This is a genomic window from Thiofractor thiocamini (assembly GCF_055384375.1).
The window spans coordinates 1,484,838-1,500,526 of record NZ_AP042389.1 but is presented as its reverse complement, the minus strand read 5'-3'; the positions used below and the strand labels follow the sequence as shown (position 1 = coordinate 1,500,526).

Below are 15,689 nucleotides of genomic sequence, written 5' to 3'. Positions count from 1 at the left end.
AAAAGGAGGTGTAATATGGGTTTGATTTTAGCTATTGTATTTGTTGTCGGTATATTGATACTGATGTACAACTCTTTGGTTGCAAAAAAGAATCAGGTTGACAATATATTTGCCTCCGTTGATACTCTTTTGAAAAAAAGATACAATCTTATACCAAATCTCGTTTCCACGGTCCAGGAGTATGCAAAGCATGAAAAGAGTCTTTTGGAAAAGATTACCAAATTACGCTCACGTGCTCTTAATCCTTCTGTGAGTGATGAAGAGAAAGTGGAAATCGACAAAGAGATAACTTCCGCGTTAAAAGGTATCATGATAGCCGTTGAAAATTATCCGGATCTTAAAGCAAGTGAAAATTTTATGCATCTTCAAAGAGCTTTAAGTGAGATAGAAGAGCAGATTTCCGCTGCAAGAAGAGCTTACAATCAAGCTGTTACGGACTACAACAATGCTATCGAAATGTTTCCGACAAATTTCATGGCATCTTTTATGCACTACAAAAGAAAAGCACTTTTTAGCATACCTGACAATGAAAAAATAAATCCGGATGTAAAAGACTTGTTCAACCGATAGGTGTAAAAATTGAAAAAATTATCGGAGTTGATGAACTCTTACTACGATGAAGTATACCCCAAAGTCAAGACTCTTGAAGATGACAGAAAAAAAGTCCTTCACAAAATCAAACTCTATCTTGTCATTTGTGTAGTCATAGGCGTATCAATAGCTGGATTTAGTTACTATGCAGGCTTATTACAAAAAAGCCTTGATCCTTTGTACTGGGCTGTTGGTATACCTTTGGCGTTGTATGGTTTTTTGTATAAAACGGCTATGAGTGATTACAAGGATGATTTTAAAGATGAGGTCATACAAAAAATCGTATCATTTTTAGAGCCCTCTTTAAAGTACAGTAAAAACGGTTTTATGTATAAAGAGGAGTTTATATGGAGCAATCTCTTTTTGCAAAAGATAGACAGATACAGTGGAAACGATTTGGTGGAGGGAAAAATAGGAGAAACAAATATAAAGTTCTCCGATATCAAAGCCGAGTATAAAACCACTTCAGAAAACAAAACGACATGGCATACTATATTTGCCGGACAGTTTTTCATGGCTGATTTAAACAAAGAGTTTAACGGCAGGATGGTGGTGCTGCCTGATAGTGCCGAAAAACTTTTGGGAGGTATCGGTACCTTCTTACAACACCACAATCCAAACAGAGACAAACTTATAAAACTTGACAATCCTGAATTTGAAAAAGAGTTTGTGGTTTATGCAAATGATGATATAAGTTCAAGATATATATTAACCCACTCCATGATGCAAAGAATCCTGGACTTTAAAAAAAAGAGCAAAAAAGATATCTACCTCTCTTTTAGAAATTCAAAGATATTTGTGGCGATATCTTCAAAAGATATGCTTGAGCCTAACCCTTTTAAGCCTTTGAATGATTTTAATACTATAAAAGAGTATTATGAAAGTTTTGCTTTGGTGGTGGGATTGGTTGATGATTTGAAACTAAACAGAAGAATTTGGAGTAAAGAGTAAAGAGAGCAGTGCTATAAAAGAAGCAACCAAAAACAGATACTCTCCATAAAAATATCCTGAAAGCAAAGAGCCTGCAAAACCTCCAAGTCCATAGGATATACCGTGATAAAACTGCATGGATAGTTTCTTTTGGGTATAAGTCCTATACAGATATGTTATAGCAGCACTGTGAAAAAGTGCGAAGCTTACCGCATGAAAACTCTGTGTTAAAAAAGATATGAAAATGGATGAGGGAAAAAGATAAAGCAAAAACCATCTCCATATAGTAACAGCTATGGAAAATTTGATCAGTTTCATGATGTTTAAATGCATGATTTTATCCTGGAGGGCGAACATGATGATTTCACAAATGATAGATATGCTCCAAAGGTAACTGACCGTTTTTAGTGAAATTCCATGGTCGTTTTCATATATCGTAAAAAAGTTATAGAAAAATCCAAAAGATACTTGCAAAAGAAAAATACTCAGCCAAAATCTCCAATGCTTTTTCAAAGAAAAACTACCGCTTATTGCTTTCTCTTTTTTAAAACTAAACTCTTTTGTGTCCAAAGAGATAAAAATACCGCTTAAAAAGACAAAAAAACCGATACCAAGATAAAAATAAAGCCCTGTTTCATAACCGTTTAGATACCTGGCAAGCAAAAGTCCGGCTATCATAAAACCAAGCGATCCCCAAAGTCTGCTTTTGCCATAATGCTTTTGTAGTTTTTCAAGTGCCAAAGTATCGACATAAGGCATACTAAGACCATTTGCTATGCCAAATATCGAGATATTTAAAAGTAGAAGATAAAAATCATGTATGGTAAAAAAGAGTGCGATAACTCCCAAAAAACTTACCACCAAAGAGTACTGATAAACTTTTTTAGTTAGAGTGAAAATCTTTAAAAATAAAAAAGGAGTTAAAAACCGCATCAAAGGAACGGCAGAAAAGAGTATACCGATTTGCATAGGGGTGTAACCTATGGAGTTTAAAATCTTTGGTAAAAAGATGATATATACACCAACCCCCGCAAAATAAAAAAAGAAAAATGAACTAAGAAGAAACATTATTTTTTATCTATGTTTGTATATTTTTTGAGTTTTATGGTAAAAACAGCACCATGTTTTCCATTTTTTGCATTTATAAAACCATGCATGTTGTCTTCAATAATAATCTTGCTCATGTATAAACCTATTCCTGTGCCCTTTGTAGCATGTTTGGTAGTAAAGTATGGCTCAAAAATTCTATCCATAATATCTTCTTTAACGCCTCCCGCATTATCTTCGATTTTTATGATAGCATATTTTTGCCCCTGTTTTAAAGTCATCTTTATATAGGGATTTTTTATCTTTCTCTCAACAAGAATATCTTTCGCATTTGATAAAATATTTAGTACAGCCTGTGAAAATTCTCTCGGATATCCAAAAATCTGGCAATCTTCCATAGTATCTAGATATAGAGCTATATTATTATATTTTAAAGAAGATTCAATGATAAAAGTTGCTTTGTTGCATTCACTCTGAAGAGAGAAAACTGATTTTTCCTTTGATGGCTTGAAGAAGTTTTGAAAATCGCTTATGGTTTTAGACATATGTGAAAGTATTATATCACACTCCTGTATATCTTTATCAAATTCTTTATCACTTAAATCGCCATATTCTTTTTTCACCTGCATATTCATAAGTATGGCATTTATTTCGCTAAGCGGTTGTCTCCACTGGTGTGCTATGTTTCCTATCATATTGCCCATGGCGGCTAGTTTGCTTTGTTGTATTAACAACTGTTCTTGTTTTGTCCTTTGTTTTATTTCTTCTAGTATTCGGCTCTTTAGGCTTTCAAGCATTTTATTTGTTACTTCTTTGAGTTTATTGAGCTCACTGGAACTTGCGCTTTTTACCAATCTTGTATCCAGTTTCCCTTTTTTTAAATTACTCATAACATTTGTTGCATCTTCTATCAGTGATATGTCTTTTTTTAATTTATCTCTCAAGACTTCAACATTTTCGTTGATGATTTTTGCCATTTTCCCAAATTCATCTTTGCTGTCAAGTTTTATTTTTATTTTTTTATCTTTATCTATTTTTCTTCCAAGAAGGTCAAAAAACCTGTTTAAACCCTGCTGTACCTTATCTAATGAAAAAACAATATTTCTTGCTATCAAATAACCAAAAAGAAGAGTTAAAACAATTACAATGGTGGCAACGGTTTGTATGATTCTTTGTTTTTTAAGAAAGCTCTTTTTTGCATTTTGAAAAGTTTTGTATGAGTTTTTAAGCTGGGCTTCCTGCAGTTGCTTTAATTTGGAGATCAATATGTAAAATTGTTGTCTTTCAACACTTTTTGTATGTAAAAAAGCTCCTGTTCTGTAATTTTCTTTTATATATCCATCACTTACATATATAAATCTCTTGTAGTTTTTATATCCATTTTTGATAAAAATAAGTTTTTTGTAGTTTTCCCAAATATCTCTTATATTTGGATCTAGGGAGCCAAAAGAGTAATCCAGAGCTTCTACCATAGGTGTCAAAGTGCTTGCAATTTTTCTTTTATATTCACCTTCCGGTGCTACTACGATAGACAATGTTGTTTCCCTTAATTTAAAAAGAGGTATTACGAAATCCTGTTGTATATTTTGAACTTTTTGAGAATCTTTGAAAACATCCTTTACTCTGTTTAAACCGTTTTCAAGTATATTTTGAGCTAAAAAAGACATAAGTATAATTGCACTGATCCCAAGCAGTGCCATAAGTAAAAATTTATATCTAATTTTGAGGTATTTGATAATCATTAATTTTATAGCCGATTCCCGAGTAATTTTTTATATAATTTTTCGGAAGTTTTTTCCTGATATTTCTTATAAGGGATTTCAAAGCCTCCATACTCATTATATCATCTTCCCAGACTATTTGTTCTATTTCACTATATGTAACAACTCTTTGTTCGTTATGCAACAGTAACTCAAGTAAAGCTATCTCTTTTTTATTAAGAGCATATGTCTGTTTATCACAAGAAATTGTTTTTTCACTAAAACTGTATTCCCATTCTTCGTATAATTTTCGTTTTAAATTATTTTGTTTTGTGAGGATATCCAGACATTTAATCAAAGCCTTTTTCAATTCACCCAAATTTATGGGTTTTATAAGATAATGATCCAAATGCAAGTCAACAAGCTTCAGAAGATACTCTTTTTCGGTATGAGCTGTTATCATAACTATGGGGATATCTTTATCAATTTTTCTTATATTTCTTACCAGTTCTATTCCGTCACGCTTAGGCATGAGTATATCGGTAAATACAATATTGGGTTTTTTGTTTTTAAACAATTTAAAGGCAACTTCTCCGTCTTCTGCCTCTACTACATCTTTTACATAATATCTAAGGGAATCAGATATTTTGCTTCTGATTCCCTCTTCATCTTCCGCATAAAGAATAGTAAGTGATTTTAACTTTTCTATCATTGGCATCTTTCTGAAATTTTCTCAATCGGATAATTATACAATTTTTTATATAATATCACTATTGTGTTTTACTCGCTCTCCTTTAAAATCCCATCTTTTGCAAATGCTCTTAAAAACCTGAGGATTTTCTTATTTTGCTTTTTGGTTGTTTTTGCTTTTAGCTTCATGCTATCAAATAGTGCATCCCATGTAAGCATCGTATGGTGTTCAACTATCTTTGCATGATGACATTTGGTGCATTTATCATAAAATAGATCCGACCCGTAAGCCCAAGCTTCATCTATATCGTCTGTTATAGCTTCTTTGGGTATTGTTACTTTCAAGACGGCTTTGGAGCCTTCTGCCTTGATAATTTTTGGATTTTTGACTTTTGCCAAAACCAGTTCATAGTTTTTTGTAGCATACAGATAGTGCATATTTTTCGGATTGACATATCCGTATATTTTTGCTATGACTTTATCGTTATCTTTATGTGATACTATCTTGATAGGATCACCGGCATAAAGCACAATGCCTTGTTTTTCAAGAGAGAGTTTTATCCCGTTTTTCACATATATATAAGATGCCGCCTGCAGGGAAATTCCCCACAGGCAAATCAATATGGACAATATAACCTTTTTCATTTTATCCCCATTTTGCTATATCGTTTTCGGCATCAAATGGGCCTTGTTGGGATATACTTCATCCGTTACCTTTTTTATGGCTACCAAGACTGTATTGGCCGTACAAGACTGGGATGCCTGAGAGGTTGGTCTTGATGATGTTAGAACATTAGGCTGACCACTATTTCCTCTGCTGCCATCTTGCATAGGATCTTCAGGACTGTACCAAGTTCCCTCTTCTATGGCAACAACTCCCTCTCTTATATCATTAGTGACTACCGCACCCACAAGCAATCTTCCTCTGTCATTGTAAACTTCTACTAAATCACCATGTGATATGCCGTATTTTTTTGCATCTTTCGGATTGATTCTTACAGGCTCTCTACCCTTGATTTTATAAAGGTTTGCTATCCAAACATTATCGAGTTGCGAATGTTTTCTGTATGTTGCATGAGGAGAGAGAAGATGCAACGGATACTTTTTGGTAAGTTTGCTACCAAGCCATTCGGCGGGTTCAAACCATGTAACATGGCCTTTAAAATCTTTATATCCAAAATCAGCAAATTTTTGACAAAAGATTTGTATCTTGCCACTTTTTGTTTTTAAAGGGTTTTTTACCGGATCTTTTCTAAAATCCCCTTGTCTTACGAAATTATATGCTTCTTTCGGTATTTTGTATGTAATGGATCCTTTTTTCCAAAATTCTTCAAAACTTACTGTTTTGGCAGCATCCGAAGTTGCATAAAAAGCTTTTATGTGCTCCATAGCACTTTTGCCTTCGGTAAATTTGTGATATTTTCTTTTGCCGAACTCTTTTGCTAAAAGAGAATATATCTCATAGTCATCTTTTGCCTCATAAGGGTTGTCTACTACTTTTCTCATAGCATATATTTTATCACCTGAGTAACTTCCACTCAACAGACTTATGTCGTTCCTTTCCAAGATGGTAGTAGCAGGCAAGACAATATCTGCCATTTTGGCTGTTGGTGTCCACCAAGGATCTTGAACGATCAAAGTATCAAGTTTTCTCAACCCTTTTATCAATTCGTTTATATTTTGCTGATGTCCGACGGTATTTGCACCTGCTACATACATTAGTTTTATATGTGGAAGTTTTAACTTTTCACCCATAAAATTTATGACTTTACCGGGATAAAGAAGTGTTTCATTTATCCTTGAAGCAGGTATGATTTCTTTTACTCTGTTTCTTCCCTGAGAAAAACCGCCGGGTCCGTCTTTGCCCGCATTAGCCTGTCCGCCTCCACCATAATGCATAGAAAAAGCAAATCCTCCACCGGGTAGTCCGACTTGTCCTATCATGGATGCCAGTGTTATGATACCCCACTGAACTTGTTCTCCATGATGAGCTCTTTGCATTGACCAGTTTCCGGCAAGTAAAGTTCTGTGGGAAACAAACAGATCAGCCAACTCTTTTATCTTCGAAGCCGGTATCTCTGTGATCTTGGCTGCCCATTCGGGAGTTTTTGGAATACCATCACTTTTGCCGGTCAAGTAAGGAACAAATTTGTCAAAACCGTCTGTATATTTTGCTATAAAATCTTTATCATATTTGCCACTATTATATAGATAATTCATCATTCCAAGCATGAGGGCGACATCTGTATTTGGTCTTATGTGTATACACTCTGCATTAAACATTTTTGCTGTTTCAGTTTTTATGGGATCTATACAGATAAATCTCATACCGGATTTTTTATACTTAAAAAAGTATTCATCATTTTTTCTATTTGCGACAGCAAAATCAATTTTATTTGTTTTGAACAAGTCCGCTCCCCACATAACATAAACTTCTGTATTTGGCAATATCTGTTCATGTGCGGTTTGAAGAGAGTAAACTTCTATATCTCCCACTATATCAGGATTGGTTCTAAGTGCTGCTCCAACACTGAAGTCGCCATCGATATTTACGCAACCGCCTTTTACGGTATTGAAAAATCTACCGGCTAATGTTGGACAATAATTTACCAAGCCGGGGTGTGCCCAACCGTCGGTTGTGCCGTTATATATGCTTTCTCTTGGTGTTTCTTTTATCTTTTTTGCAACCAATTTTATGGCTTTATCCCAGTTAACTCTTACAAACTCCTCCTTGCCTCTTAGTAGTTTATTGTTTGGTTTTTCCTCAAGAAAAGATTTTCTTACATACGGATATCTTATGCGGGTGTTGGAATAGTTCCTATCTATCCAAGCTTTTAGCATCGCAGGTCTTCTATCTTTTCCCTGGGCTTCTATGTCTATGATTTTACCATCTTGCACATAGGCATAAAATGCACCAAAATGGCTGGCAGTAGGTATCTTCTTTATAGGTGAAAACAGTTGTGTGGCACCTACACTACTTGCACCCAAAACCGCGGTAGCAGCGGCACTTCCTTTTAAAAAGCCTCTTCTTGAAATACTCATGATATATCCTTTCTTGTGATCTTTTGCAAGAACTTTAACAAAAAAAAGAGGCAAAAAAGAGGCATATGTAAAAAAATTAGTTTTTTTTGGGAATTTGTATCACATATGTACCGCTTAAGAGGTCGTGGAGTGTTTTTTTATCTTTTCTAAAAAATGCCATAAGTTCACCGACGATAATCGTAGAAGATATGATAAAGCAGATATATCTAAGGAGTGATTTTAAAAGTGTGGGTTTTTGTTTCGTTTTGGCATCTATTACTTTAAGGTTGTATGCTTTGTATCCCGGGGTTTGCCCTTTGATACTCCAAAAAAGTATCATGATGATACCGTAAACTATCCACAGGGAGTTTCTGGCTATCAAAGAGTCTTGCATATCCTCTTTGCCGTTCATGATAAGGTAAGTGACTATGTAAGCCAAAGGCATCATTATCATGAACATATCAGTTAAAAATGCTTTTATCTTTGCAGGGATAGAGGCATAAGGGATGTCATCTTTCTTCTCTTTAACTTCAGGCTTTTTGCCCTGCTTGACATCCCTCCATCTCATTAGTTTCCTCTGCTTCCGGGTTTTATGGCTTTTGTTCCTTCTTTACACATGGGGCAGTTATCTGGAGTATATATCTTAAATTCAAAATTTCCAAGAGCAAAAAACGGTAAATCAGAAGGCAGTTTACACTCACTTTTAGGCTCTTTTTCTTCGCCATATATCTTGCAAAATCCTCTGTTTGCCAAAGCGGCAAATCCTACGACCTTGCCACCTTGCTTTTCTATGACATGTGCCGCTTCAAGAGCCGAACCTCCTGTAGTGATGATATCTTCGCAGATAAGAACTTTTTCATCTTTTTTTACTTCAAAGCCCCTTCTTAACGTCATCACTTTATCGACTCTTTCGGTAAATATAAATCTTGCACCAAGTGCTCTAGCTAGCTCATACCCGGCCAATATACCTCCAAGAGCAGGAGAACAAACAGTCTCAACTTCTATACCTGCTTTTATTATCATTTTGGCTAAATTTGTTGCCAAAAGTTCTGCAGTTTTTGGGTTTTCCAAAACCTTTGCACTTTGAAGGTAGTATTTGGAGTGATTACCGCTACTTAGTAAAAAATGCCCTTCAAGCAGGGCATTTGCATCTTTGTAAACTTCTTTTAAGTCCATAAGATCAAACTTTCATAAGTTCAGACTCTTTTGCTTTGACAAGCTTGTCAACTTCGGAGGTAAAATCATCGGTTAGTTTTTGTATATCATCATGAGCTCTTTTGCTTTCATCCTCGGTTATCTCTTTCTCTTTTTCAAGATGCTTTATCTTGTTGTTGGCATCTTTTCTAATGTTTCTAATGGCAATTTTTGCTTTTTCTCCCATAGCTTTTGCTTTTTTTGCACTCTCTTGTCTTTGTTCAACCGTCATAGGAGGAAAGAAAAGCTTTATATTTTCTCCGTCATTGTTTGGATTTACTCCTATGTTGGCTCCTTGGATGGCGTGCTCTATATCTTTTAGGATATTTTTCTCCCATGGAGTTATGGTGATAGTGGTTGCATCCGTAGCCAAGACCGTAGCCACCTGATTTAGTGCAGTCGGCGTCCCGTAGTAATCCACTTTTACATTATCGAGTATATTGACGCTTACTTTACCGCTTCTAAGCGTTGTGAAGTCTTTTTTAAGGGCTTCTATGCTTTTTTGCATACCATCTTTTGCTTTATCTTTTATCTCATTTAGTGCCATATCTATCCTTTATCAGTAATTTTGTCTTTATCTTGTTTTCTATGCCTATAACCAAGCGGTTTCTTGGTCTTATTAGTTTCTTATCCACTTCTTTATCTATAAAGTCGTTTTGAACATCCAGTTTTTCCCACCCGTAGCCGCTTAGATAAAAACCGGCTGTTTTTTGTTTTTTATCATATAATTTTGCCACAATCTTCTTTAAAATTCCATTTTTCGGGTAAACTTTGGGTTCAATTATATCTATGTGAAGCTCTTTATAACCTAAATCTCTTTTTAAATTACTTTTTCCCACAAGTGCATTTCTATCAAGGTCAAAGATATCACTGTAAGAGCTTACAGCTCCTATGTTTTGGTTGATGATAGCACTGAAACCAAACTCTTGTGCTATACCTTTCACTCTTTTGTCATACTCTCCATACGGATAGGCAAAGTATTTGGGAGTGATGTTCAATCTTTTTTTTAAAAGCATCAAACCTTTTTTGAAATCATTTCTTAAAAATTTATCACTTTTGTAAGTCATATGAGGATGAGAATATGAGTGAAATTCTATGGAGCCGTATTTTGATATCTCTTTTAGTTCATTCCATGAAGTATAATCAGGGTATCTCTTTTCGGTAGCTTTCACATATACAAAGATGGAAAAAGGATAGTTATACTCTTTAAAGAGCTTTAAACCGTTTTGATAAAAGCTTTTGAAGTTGTCATCTATCGTAAGTACAACCCATTTGTCATCTATCTTTTGATGCTTTTTAAGAGCATTTACCAAAGTATCAAGCTTGATAACCTTATATCCGTTATCTTTAAAATAATCGAATTCTCTTTTTAACTCTTTGATAGTCGTGTTGGTTGAGGGGTATCTGCTATCACCAAATCTGTGATAAACAAATATATGTGCATCACCGTATAAAAAAACGGAAAGAAAAAAAAGGGATAAAATAGATCTTTTTATCCCTTTGGTTATGATATGTTCTTTACTTGGTTGTCGGAGCTTTTGGGGCTGCATTATCGTTTGTAGCGGTAGGTACACTTGGTACGACCGGAGCTTTTTTGATAGGTTTTTCCACTTTTATATCTTCAGCCAGTGAAGCTTTTTTTGATTTGTTATACACATATCCAAGAGCCAAAGTATTTACGATAAATAAAAATCCGACTACGAAAGTGAATTTTGCCAAAAATCCAGCAGGTCCTTTAGCCCCAAAGAGCGACTCGTTACTTCCACTGTAAGCACCAAGACCTATGGAAGAACTTTTTTGTAAAAGTATGGCGATAGTCAGTATCACGGCAAGAACAAATTGTAAAACCAAAACGATGGTTGTCATAGTCAATATCCTTTTTATGAAAAATAGAGTATAATTTGATTAGCCGCAAATTATATCAAAATATTATTGAATAGAAGTTTAATATTGGGAAAAAATACAATGATAAAAGAAAAGCTTTTTGAAAAAGAGTTTTCAAAATATGCACAAAGCTATGATAAATATAATATTATCCAAAAAAAAGTAGCCAAAAAACTTATAAATAAGATAGACAGTAAGCCTAAAAAGATACTTGATCTTGGATGTGGTTCAGGAGAGCTATATAAACTTATAAATTGGGATATAGATTTGTTTACAGCCGTGGATATATCTAAAAAAATGTGCAATATCCATCCAAAAGGAAAAACAGTACAAGTTGTTAATGCTGATTATGAAGATGACAGTTTGTATAAAAAAGTACTGAAAAATAAAAAATTTGATATGGTCATATCATCATCATCTATGCAATGGTGCAGTGATCTTGAAAAAGTTGTAAAAAGTATATCATCGATATCAACAAATTGTTCTATCTCTATATTTTGCCGGGGAACATTTAAAACCATATATGATATGACAAGCTTAAAGAATTTTTTACCCAATTATCAAGAAGTGATAAATATCTTTAAAAAATATTTTAACTTAGAGTATGAAGTAGAAAACTATAAGCTCAATTTTCCTGACAATATCTCAAAATTTAGATACATAAAAAGAAGTGGCGTCAGTGGCGGCAAAAGACAATTAAGCTACAAAGAAACTAAAAATCTTATAGAAAATTATCCTCTTGATTATCTGGAGTTTGAAGTTTTATATATAAAGGGTATCTCTAAAGGGGGCTAAAAAGCCCCCATGGTTAGTCTCTGTTAGAGAAAATTCCAAGTATCTGTAACAGTGATATAAAAAGATTTAGAAAATCAAGGTAAAGCATAACTGCCGCTTCAACCGGAGTTTCTACATTGCCTCTTATGATATTTTGAGTATCATAAAGTATAAAAGCACTAAAAAGTATAGCACTCACACTTGCAATAACAAGCTGAAACAACGGGCTTGCGGTAAATATATTGATAAGACTTGCAACGATAACGACTATAAGAGTTATAAAAAGCATTTTCCCCATAGCGGAAAAATCTCTTGTAGTATTCATAGCAAATATGGAAAGTCCACCAAAAGCTACGGTTGTAAGCACAAAAGCCTCAGTGATGATGCTAGCTCCTGAAGGCGTTGCCAATAAGGCGGACAACATAGGGGCAAGAGTCAAGCCTGTCACAAAAGTAAAGGCAAAGAGTAAAACAAGGTTCAATCCCTCTTTTTTCTTTGCCGCCATAAGTCCAAAAAGAAGAACAAATTCAAGGATCACAAGACCCCAAAACCATCCTGCTACTCCCATTCTGCCATCAGCGTTGACTTTAACCAGTGAATTTGCAAGATATGCAGTTCCTACATACGCTCCCGCACTTGCAGAAAGCAAAGAGCTTGCAAAAAGCTGGTAAGTTTTTTTGATAAAAACCGCCAGGTTACTTTTCGCAGCAGTGCTTTGTTTTTGCGTACTCTCTTTGGCAGTTTGATTTTTTACATATTCTCTATCATATAGAGCCATTTTTCCCTCCATGTTATTGTAATTTAAGAAGATATTATATCTACATATTCTTAACCAATAGTAAATATGATAAATTAATTGATATTGCTTCTTTTTGCCCAATCGTTGTAGATCTCATCGTTCCAAAAGTTTTGAAAATAAGCTATAGCATCTTTTATCTCTTCTTCACTTAAAACTTTTTCAAACCCCGGCATTTTTCCGCCAAAAGCTTTCCCGCCGTTTTTGATAGTGTAAACAAGAGCTTTCATAGGATGATGCCAAGCATGTGCGGTTCCATTAAGAGGCGGGGGCGGGTATGAGCCGTCAGACAGTTTCTTTCTCCAATTAGAAGTAGACTCTGCTTTTGCTCCATGACATACCGCACAATTGTTTTTAAAAACTTTTTCACCCTGGGCAAGTTCGGTTTTTGTATACCATCTATCTTTAACTTTTTCGGATTCTGCCGTTTTTGATTTGCTGTTACTGCATCCTGCTATAAGCAGTGAAACCAGTGCTACAGATGAAATTAAAACTGTTTTGTTCATATTCGTATCCTTTTTATGTCAATTTTTTCAATTTAAGTCTAAGTGAATTTAATACTACCGTAACGGAGCTAAAGCTCATGGCAATTCCTGCGTAAACAGGTGTTAGCATGATACCAAATATAGGATAGAGCGCACCTGCTGCTATGGGAATACCTATGATATTGTAGATGAATGCCCAGAAAAGATTTTGTTTTATGGTCGCAATCGTATAAATGGAAAGGTTTATACTTTTTATGATGCTGCTTAAATGGTTGTTTATGATGATGATATCTCCGGCATCTTTTGCTATATCCGCCCCGCTTCCAAGAGCCATGCCTATGTCAGCTTGTTTTAAAGAGGGAGCATCGTTTATACCATCACCGATGAACATGACCTTTCCCTCTTTTTGAAGCTCTTTTATGACTTCATATTTTTGATTTGGCAAAACTTCGGAGTAAACTTTTTTTATGCCGAGAGTATTTGCTACATTTTGTGCGGTAAGCTTGTTGTCTCCGGTTAGAAGAACGGGTATGATATGCTTGTTTTTTAAACCCCCTATCATATCTTTCGCACCCTCTTTTATCTCATCTTTGAAAGAGAAAGCCGCTACCATTTTTCCGTCGATTGCCGCTAAAATGGCACCCTTGCCATCTTCTTGCTCTTTTTGCAAAAAATCGGTGTATTTTTTATCTTTAGGGATATGCTCACTTGCCAAAAAGAAAATAGTACCGAGTATGACTTTTTTATCATCTATAAGACATTTGATACCTTTTCCCGGGATTATCTGCATATCTTTTACTCTCTTAGTACTGTTTAAGCCCTTCTTTTTTGCATATTTAACTATAGCTTTTGATATAGGGTGTTCGCTTTTGGACTCCGCAAGTGAGAGTATGCTTAGGATTTGGGGATCGTTATCTTTTAAGATAAGGTCATTTACACTTACTTTACCTTCCGTGATAGTTCCGGTTTTATCAAAAACCGCATACTTTATATCTTTTATGATTTCCAAAACTTCAGGTGATTTTATGAGTATCCCGTTTGCCGCACCTTTGCCCACAGAACTTACTATGGCTATAGGTGCGGCAAGTCCCAAAGCACATGGGCAGGATATGATCAAAACAGATATGGAAGCTAACACGGCTCCCAGGGGATCGTTTGCTACTATATACCATATAAAAAATGTGATTATGGATATGATGATAACAGTTGGTACGAAGATATTAGCTACTTTGTCAGCGATCCTTCCGATGGGTAGTTTTTGGTTTTGTGCTTCGGATAAAAGTCCGACTATATGAGAAAGCAAAGTATCGTTTGCCTTCTTTTGTACCTCGACTTTTAAAAAACCGTTTGTGTTGATAGTTCCCGCTATTACTTCATCGCCGATGGTTTTATATACCGGCATCGGCTCACCTGTGATCATGGATGTGTCTATCTCGGCTGAGCCTTCGGTGATGATTCCGTCTGTACTTATACGCTCTCCTGCTTTTATGACAACTGTGTCACCGACTTTCAAATCCTCTACTTTTACCGATACTTCTTCTCCGTCAGGCTTTATGACTATAGCGTTTTTTGGTGCTAAATCTATAAGATTTTTTAAAAAATCGGTAGCTTTCGCTTTTGAGTTTTCTTCGAGTACTTTTCCCAGCAGTATAAAAGTGATAATGATACTTGCTCCGTCAAAATAGACATATCTTAAATGCTCAGGAAAGAGCGAAGGAAATAAAACCGTAAAAACAGAGTAAAAGTAAGCGGCACTTGTACCAAGTGCCACTAAAACATTCATATCATAGTTCTTGTTTGCTACAGCTTTGAAGGCATGTGAGTAAAATATACCTCCCGGATAAAACTGTACAACAGTTGCTATAGCCATCATCAGGTAAAGATTTATTTTTTCATTTGATATAGGAAAAAACATGAGATAGAGTATACCAACCGATCCTATGGCAGCCATAATAAAAAGCATTTTCAGTTTTTTCAACTCTTTTGCTTTTTGCACTTCCAAAGCTTTTACATCTTCGACTACACTGTATCCAAGTTTCTGGATCTTGTTTTCTATATCCTCTTTGGATACTTTTTTCGGATCGATTTTAAACTCAGCCTTTGATGAAGCGAAGCTAACCTTCGCTTCTCTGACGCCATCTATCTTTTTTGTGACTTTCTCTATGGCGTTAGAGCAGTTTACGCATGTCATTCCTGCGATATTGAGTTCAAGTTTTGTTTCAGCCATGATTTTATCCTTTGTAAAAAGAGCATCACTCTTTGCGATAAACTTCTCCTATGACAGGGTATCCAAGTTCATCCATCTCTTTATAAAACAGTTCCAGTGAAGTATCATCTTTTAGTTCTAGACTCACCTCTTTGGGAGTTGCATCCAGATTGACTTCTATGTTGCCGAATTCATCTTCAAGTGATACTTTTATAGTGTTTGCACAACCGCCGCATGTGACATTGTCAACTTTAAATGTTCTTTGCATTTTGACTCCTTTTTATAAAGATTTATAATAATTGTATAGCTTTGAGTTTAACGTAAAATTAACCTAAGGTTTTTAGAGATGCCCTTTGATATAAATCAATGAT

The 15,689-nt window shown here is 35.1% G+C and carries 17 protein-coding genes; 3 read left to right on the top strand and 14 right to left on the bottom strand.

Features of this window, described 5'->3' with window-relative positions; all coding sequences use genetic code 11:
* Positions 1 to 15: 15 nt before the first annotated feature.
* Positions 16 to 570, top strand: a complete 555-nt coding sequence (locus tag ACZ47B_RS07635; protein WP_464893951.1) for a LemA family protein — start codon at positions 16 to 18, stop codon at positions 568 to 570.
* A gap of 9 nt (positions 571 to 579) precedes the next feature.
* Entirely contained in the window at positions 580 to 1,542 is a 963-nt protein-coding gene (locus ACZ47B_RS07630) for a DUF3137 domain-containing protein (RefSeq protein WP_464893950.1), read from the top strand.
* Here ACZ47B_RS07630 and ACZ47B_RS07625 read toward each other — a convergent pair.
* The 10 genes from ACZ47B_RS07625 to secG all read right to left on the bottom strand — a co-directional run bounded on the left by ACZ47B_RS07625 (position 1,513) and on the right by secG (position 11,039).
* On the bottom strand, positions 1,513 to 2,589 hold the full coding sequence (locus ACZ47B_RS07625) for an MFS transporter (RefSeq protein ID WP_464893949.1): 1,077 nt from the start codon (positions 2,587 to 2,589) through the stop codon (positions 1,513 to 1,515). The genes ACZ47B_RS07630 and ACZ47B_RS07625 overlap by 30 nt on opposite strands.
* Complete coding sequence (locus ACZ47B_RS07620) at positions 2,589 to 4,310, bottom strand: sensor histidine kinase (RefSeq protein ID WP_464893948.1); 1,722 nt, start codon at positions 4,308 to 4,310, stop codon at positions 2,589 to 2,591. Before ACZ47B_RS07620 ends, ACZ47B_RS07625 begins: the two co-directional genes overlap by 1 nt.
* Entirely contained in the window at positions 4,285 to 4,980 is a 696-nt protein-coding gene (locus ACZ47B_RS07615; RefSeq protein WP_464893947.1) for a response regulator transcription factor, read from the bottom strand. The genes ACZ47B_RS07620 and ACZ47B_RS07615 overlap by 26 nt, the downstream gene beginning before the upstream one ends.
* A 68-nt stretch (positions 4,981 to 5,048) precedes the next feature.
* A complete protein-coding gene (locus ACZ47B_RS07610) occupies positions 5,049 to 5,603 on the bottom strand; it encodes a hypothetical protein (RefSeq protein WP_464893946.1) in 555 nt (184 codons plus the stop codon).
* A 15-nt stretch (positions 5,604 to 5,618) separates the two neighbouring features.
* Positions 5,619 to 8,000 (bottom strand): molybdopterin-dependent oxidoreductase, encoded by a 2,382-nt coding sequence (locus ACZ47B_RS07605; RefSeq protein ID WP_464893945.1) that lies wholly within the window; start codon positions 7,998 to 8,000, stop codon positions 5,619 to 5,621.
* A gap of 76 nt (positions 8,001 to 8,076) precedes the next feature.
* Positions 8,077 to 8,547, bottom strand: coding sequence for an RDD family protein (locus ACZ47B_RS07600; protein ID WP_464893944.1), 471 nt, complete (start codon positions 8,545 to 8,547; stop codon positions 8,077 to 8,079).
* Positions 8,547 to 9,155 carry an orotate phosphoribosyltransferase gene (gene pyrE / locus ACZ47B_RS07595; RefSeq protein WP_464893943.1) on the bottom strand — a complete coding sequence of 203 codons (609 nt, stop codon included), beginning with the start codon at positions 9,153 to 9,155 and terminating at the stop codon, positions 8,547 to 8,549. The genes ACZ47B_RS07600 and pyrE overlap by 1 nt, the downstream gene beginning before the upstream one ends.
* A gap of 4 nt (positions 9,156 to 9,159) precedes the next feature.
* Positions 9,160 to 9,720 carry a ribosome recycling factor gene (gene frr / locus ACZ47B_RS07590; RefSeq protein ID WP_464893942.1) on the bottom strand — a complete coding sequence of 187 codons (561 nt, stop codon included), beginning with the start codon at positions 9,718 to 9,720 and terminating at the stop codon, positions 9,160 to 9,162.
* Complete coding sequence (locus ACZ47B_RS07585; protein ID WP_464893941.1) at positions 9,707 to 10,723, bottom strand: polysaccharide deacetylase family protein; 1,017 nt, start codon at positions 10,721 to 10,723, stop codon at positions 9,707 to 9,709. The genes frr and ACZ47B_RS07585 overlap by 14 nt, the downstream gene beginning before the upstream one ends.
* Positions 10,692 to 11,039, bottom strand: coding sequence for a preprotein translocase subunit SecG (secG, locus tag ACZ47B_RS07580; RefSeq protein ID WP_464893940.1), 348 nt, complete (start codon positions 11,037 to 11,039; stop codon positions 10,692 to 10,694). The genes ACZ47B_RS07585 and secG overlap by 32 nt, the downstream gene beginning before the upstream one ends.
* 99 nt (positions 11,040 to 11,138) lie before the next feature.
* Here secG and ACZ47B_RS07575 point away from each other — a divergent pair, with 99 nt between their 5' ends.
* Positions 11,139 to 11,852: a methyltransferase domain-containing protein gene (locus tag ACZ47B_RS07575; protein ID WP_464893939.1), complete on the top strand. Its 714-nt coding sequence runs from the start codon at positions 11,139 to 11,141 to the stop codon at positions 11,850 to 11,852.
* A gap of 13 nt (positions 11,853 to 11,865) precedes the next feature.
* Here ACZ47B_RS07575 and ACZ47B_RS07570 read toward each other — a convergent pair whose 3' ends face one another.
* From ACZ47B_RS07570 to ACZ47B_RS07555, 4 genes are all read right to left on the bottom strand, one after another.
* Positions 11,866 to 12,609 (bottom strand): Bax inhibitor-1/YccA family protein, encoded by a 744-nt coding sequence (locus ACZ47B_RS07570; protein ID WP_464893938.1) that lies wholly within the window; start codon positions 12,607 to 12,609, stop codon positions 11,866 to 11,868.
* A 74-nt stretch (positions 12,610 to 12,683) separates the two neighbouring features.
* Complete coding sequence (locus ACZ47B_RS07565; protein WP_464893937.1) at positions 12,684 to 13,133, bottom strand: c-type cytochrome; 450 nt, start codon at positions 13,131 to 13,133, stop codon at positions 12,684 to 12,686.
* Between the two features lie 13 nt (positions 13,134 to 13,146).
* Positions 13,147 to 15,339 carry a heavy metal translocating P-type ATPase gene (locus ACZ47B_RS07560; protein WP_464893936.1) on the bottom strand — a complete coding sequence of 731 codons (2,193 nt, stop codon included), beginning with the start codon at positions 15,337 to 15,339 and terminating at the stop codon, positions 13,147 to 13,149.
* A gap of 25 nt (positions 15,340 to 15,364) precedes the next feature.
* Positions 15,365 to 15,586, bottom strand: coding sequence for a heavy-metal-associated domain-containing protein (locus tag ACZ47B_RS07555; protein ID WP_464893935.1), 222 nt, complete (start codon positions 15,584 to 15,586; stop codon positions 15,365 to 15,367).
* Between the last annotated feature and the right edge of the window lie 103 nt (positions 15,587 to 15,689).

Excerpts from the sequence above, each read along its gene's own strand:
- ACZ47B_RS07560 (WP_464893936.1), bottom strand. The coding sequence starts at position 15,339 with ATGGCTGAAACAAAACTTGAACTCAATATCGCAGGAATGACATGCGTA.
- ACZ47B_RS07620 (WP_464893948.1), bottom strand. The coding sequence starts at position 4,310 with ATGATTATCAAATACCTCAAAATTAGATATAAATTTTTACTTATGGCA.
- frr (WP_464893942.1), bottom strand. The coding sequence starts at position 9,720 with ATGGCACTAAATGAGATAAAAGATAAAGCAAAAGATGGTATGCAAAAA.
- secG (WP_464893940.1), bottom strand. The coding sequence starts at position 11,039 with ATGACAACCATCGTTTTGGTTTTACAATTTGTTCTTGCCGTGATACTG.
- ACZ47B_RS07635 (WP_464893951.1), top strand. The coding sequence starts at position 16 with ATGGGTTTGATTTTAGCTATTGTATTTGTTGTCGGTATATTGATACTG.
- ACZ47B_RS07600 (WP_464893944.1), bottom strand. The coding sequence starts at position 8,547 with ATGAGATGGAGGGATGTCAAGCAGGGCAAAAAGCCTGAAGTTAAAGAG.
- ACZ47B_RS07585 (WP_464893941.1), bottom strand. The coding sequence starts at position 10,723 with ATGCAGCCCCAAAAGCTCCGACAACCAAGTAAAGAACATATCATAACC.
- ACZ47B_RS07615 (WP_464893947.1), bottom strand. The coding sequence starts at position 4,980 with ATGATAGAAAAGTTAAAATCACTTACTATTCTTTATGCGGAAGATGAA.
- ACZ47B_RS07575 (WP_464893939.1), top strand. The coding sequence starts at position 11,139 with ATGATAAAAGAAAAGCTTTTTGAAAAAGAGTTTTCAAAATATGCACAA.
- pyrE (WP_464893943.1), bottom strand. The coding sequence starts at position 9,155 with ATGGACTTAAAAGAAGTTTACAAAGATGCAAATGCCCTGCTTGAAGGG.
- ACZ47B_RS07605 (WP_464893945.1), bottom strand. The coding sequence starts at position 8,000 with ATGAGTATTTCAAGAAGAGGCTTTTTAAAAGGAAGTGCCGCTGCTACC.
- ACZ47B_RS07610 (WP_464893946.1), bottom strand. The coding sequence starts at position 5,603 with ATGAAAAAGGTTATATTGTCCATATTGATTTGCCTGTGGGGAATTTCC.
- ACZ47B_RS07625 (WP_464893949.1), bottom strand. The coding sequence starts at position 2,589 with ATGTTTCTTCTTAGTTCATTTTTCTTTTTTTATTTTGCGGGGGTTGGT.
- ACZ47B_RS07555 (WP_464893935.1), bottom strand. The coding sequence starts at position 15,586 with ATGCAAAGAACATTTAAAGTTGACAATGTCACATGCGGCGGTTGTGCA.
- ACZ47B_RS07565 (WP_464893937.1), bottom strand. The coding sequence starts at position 13,133 with ATGAACAAAACAGTTTTAATTTCATCTGTAGCACTGGTTTCACTGCTT.
- ACZ47B_RS07570 (WP_464893938.1), bottom strand. The coding sequence starts at position 12,609 with ATGGCTCTATATGATAGAGAATATGTAAAAAATCAAACTGCCAAAGAG.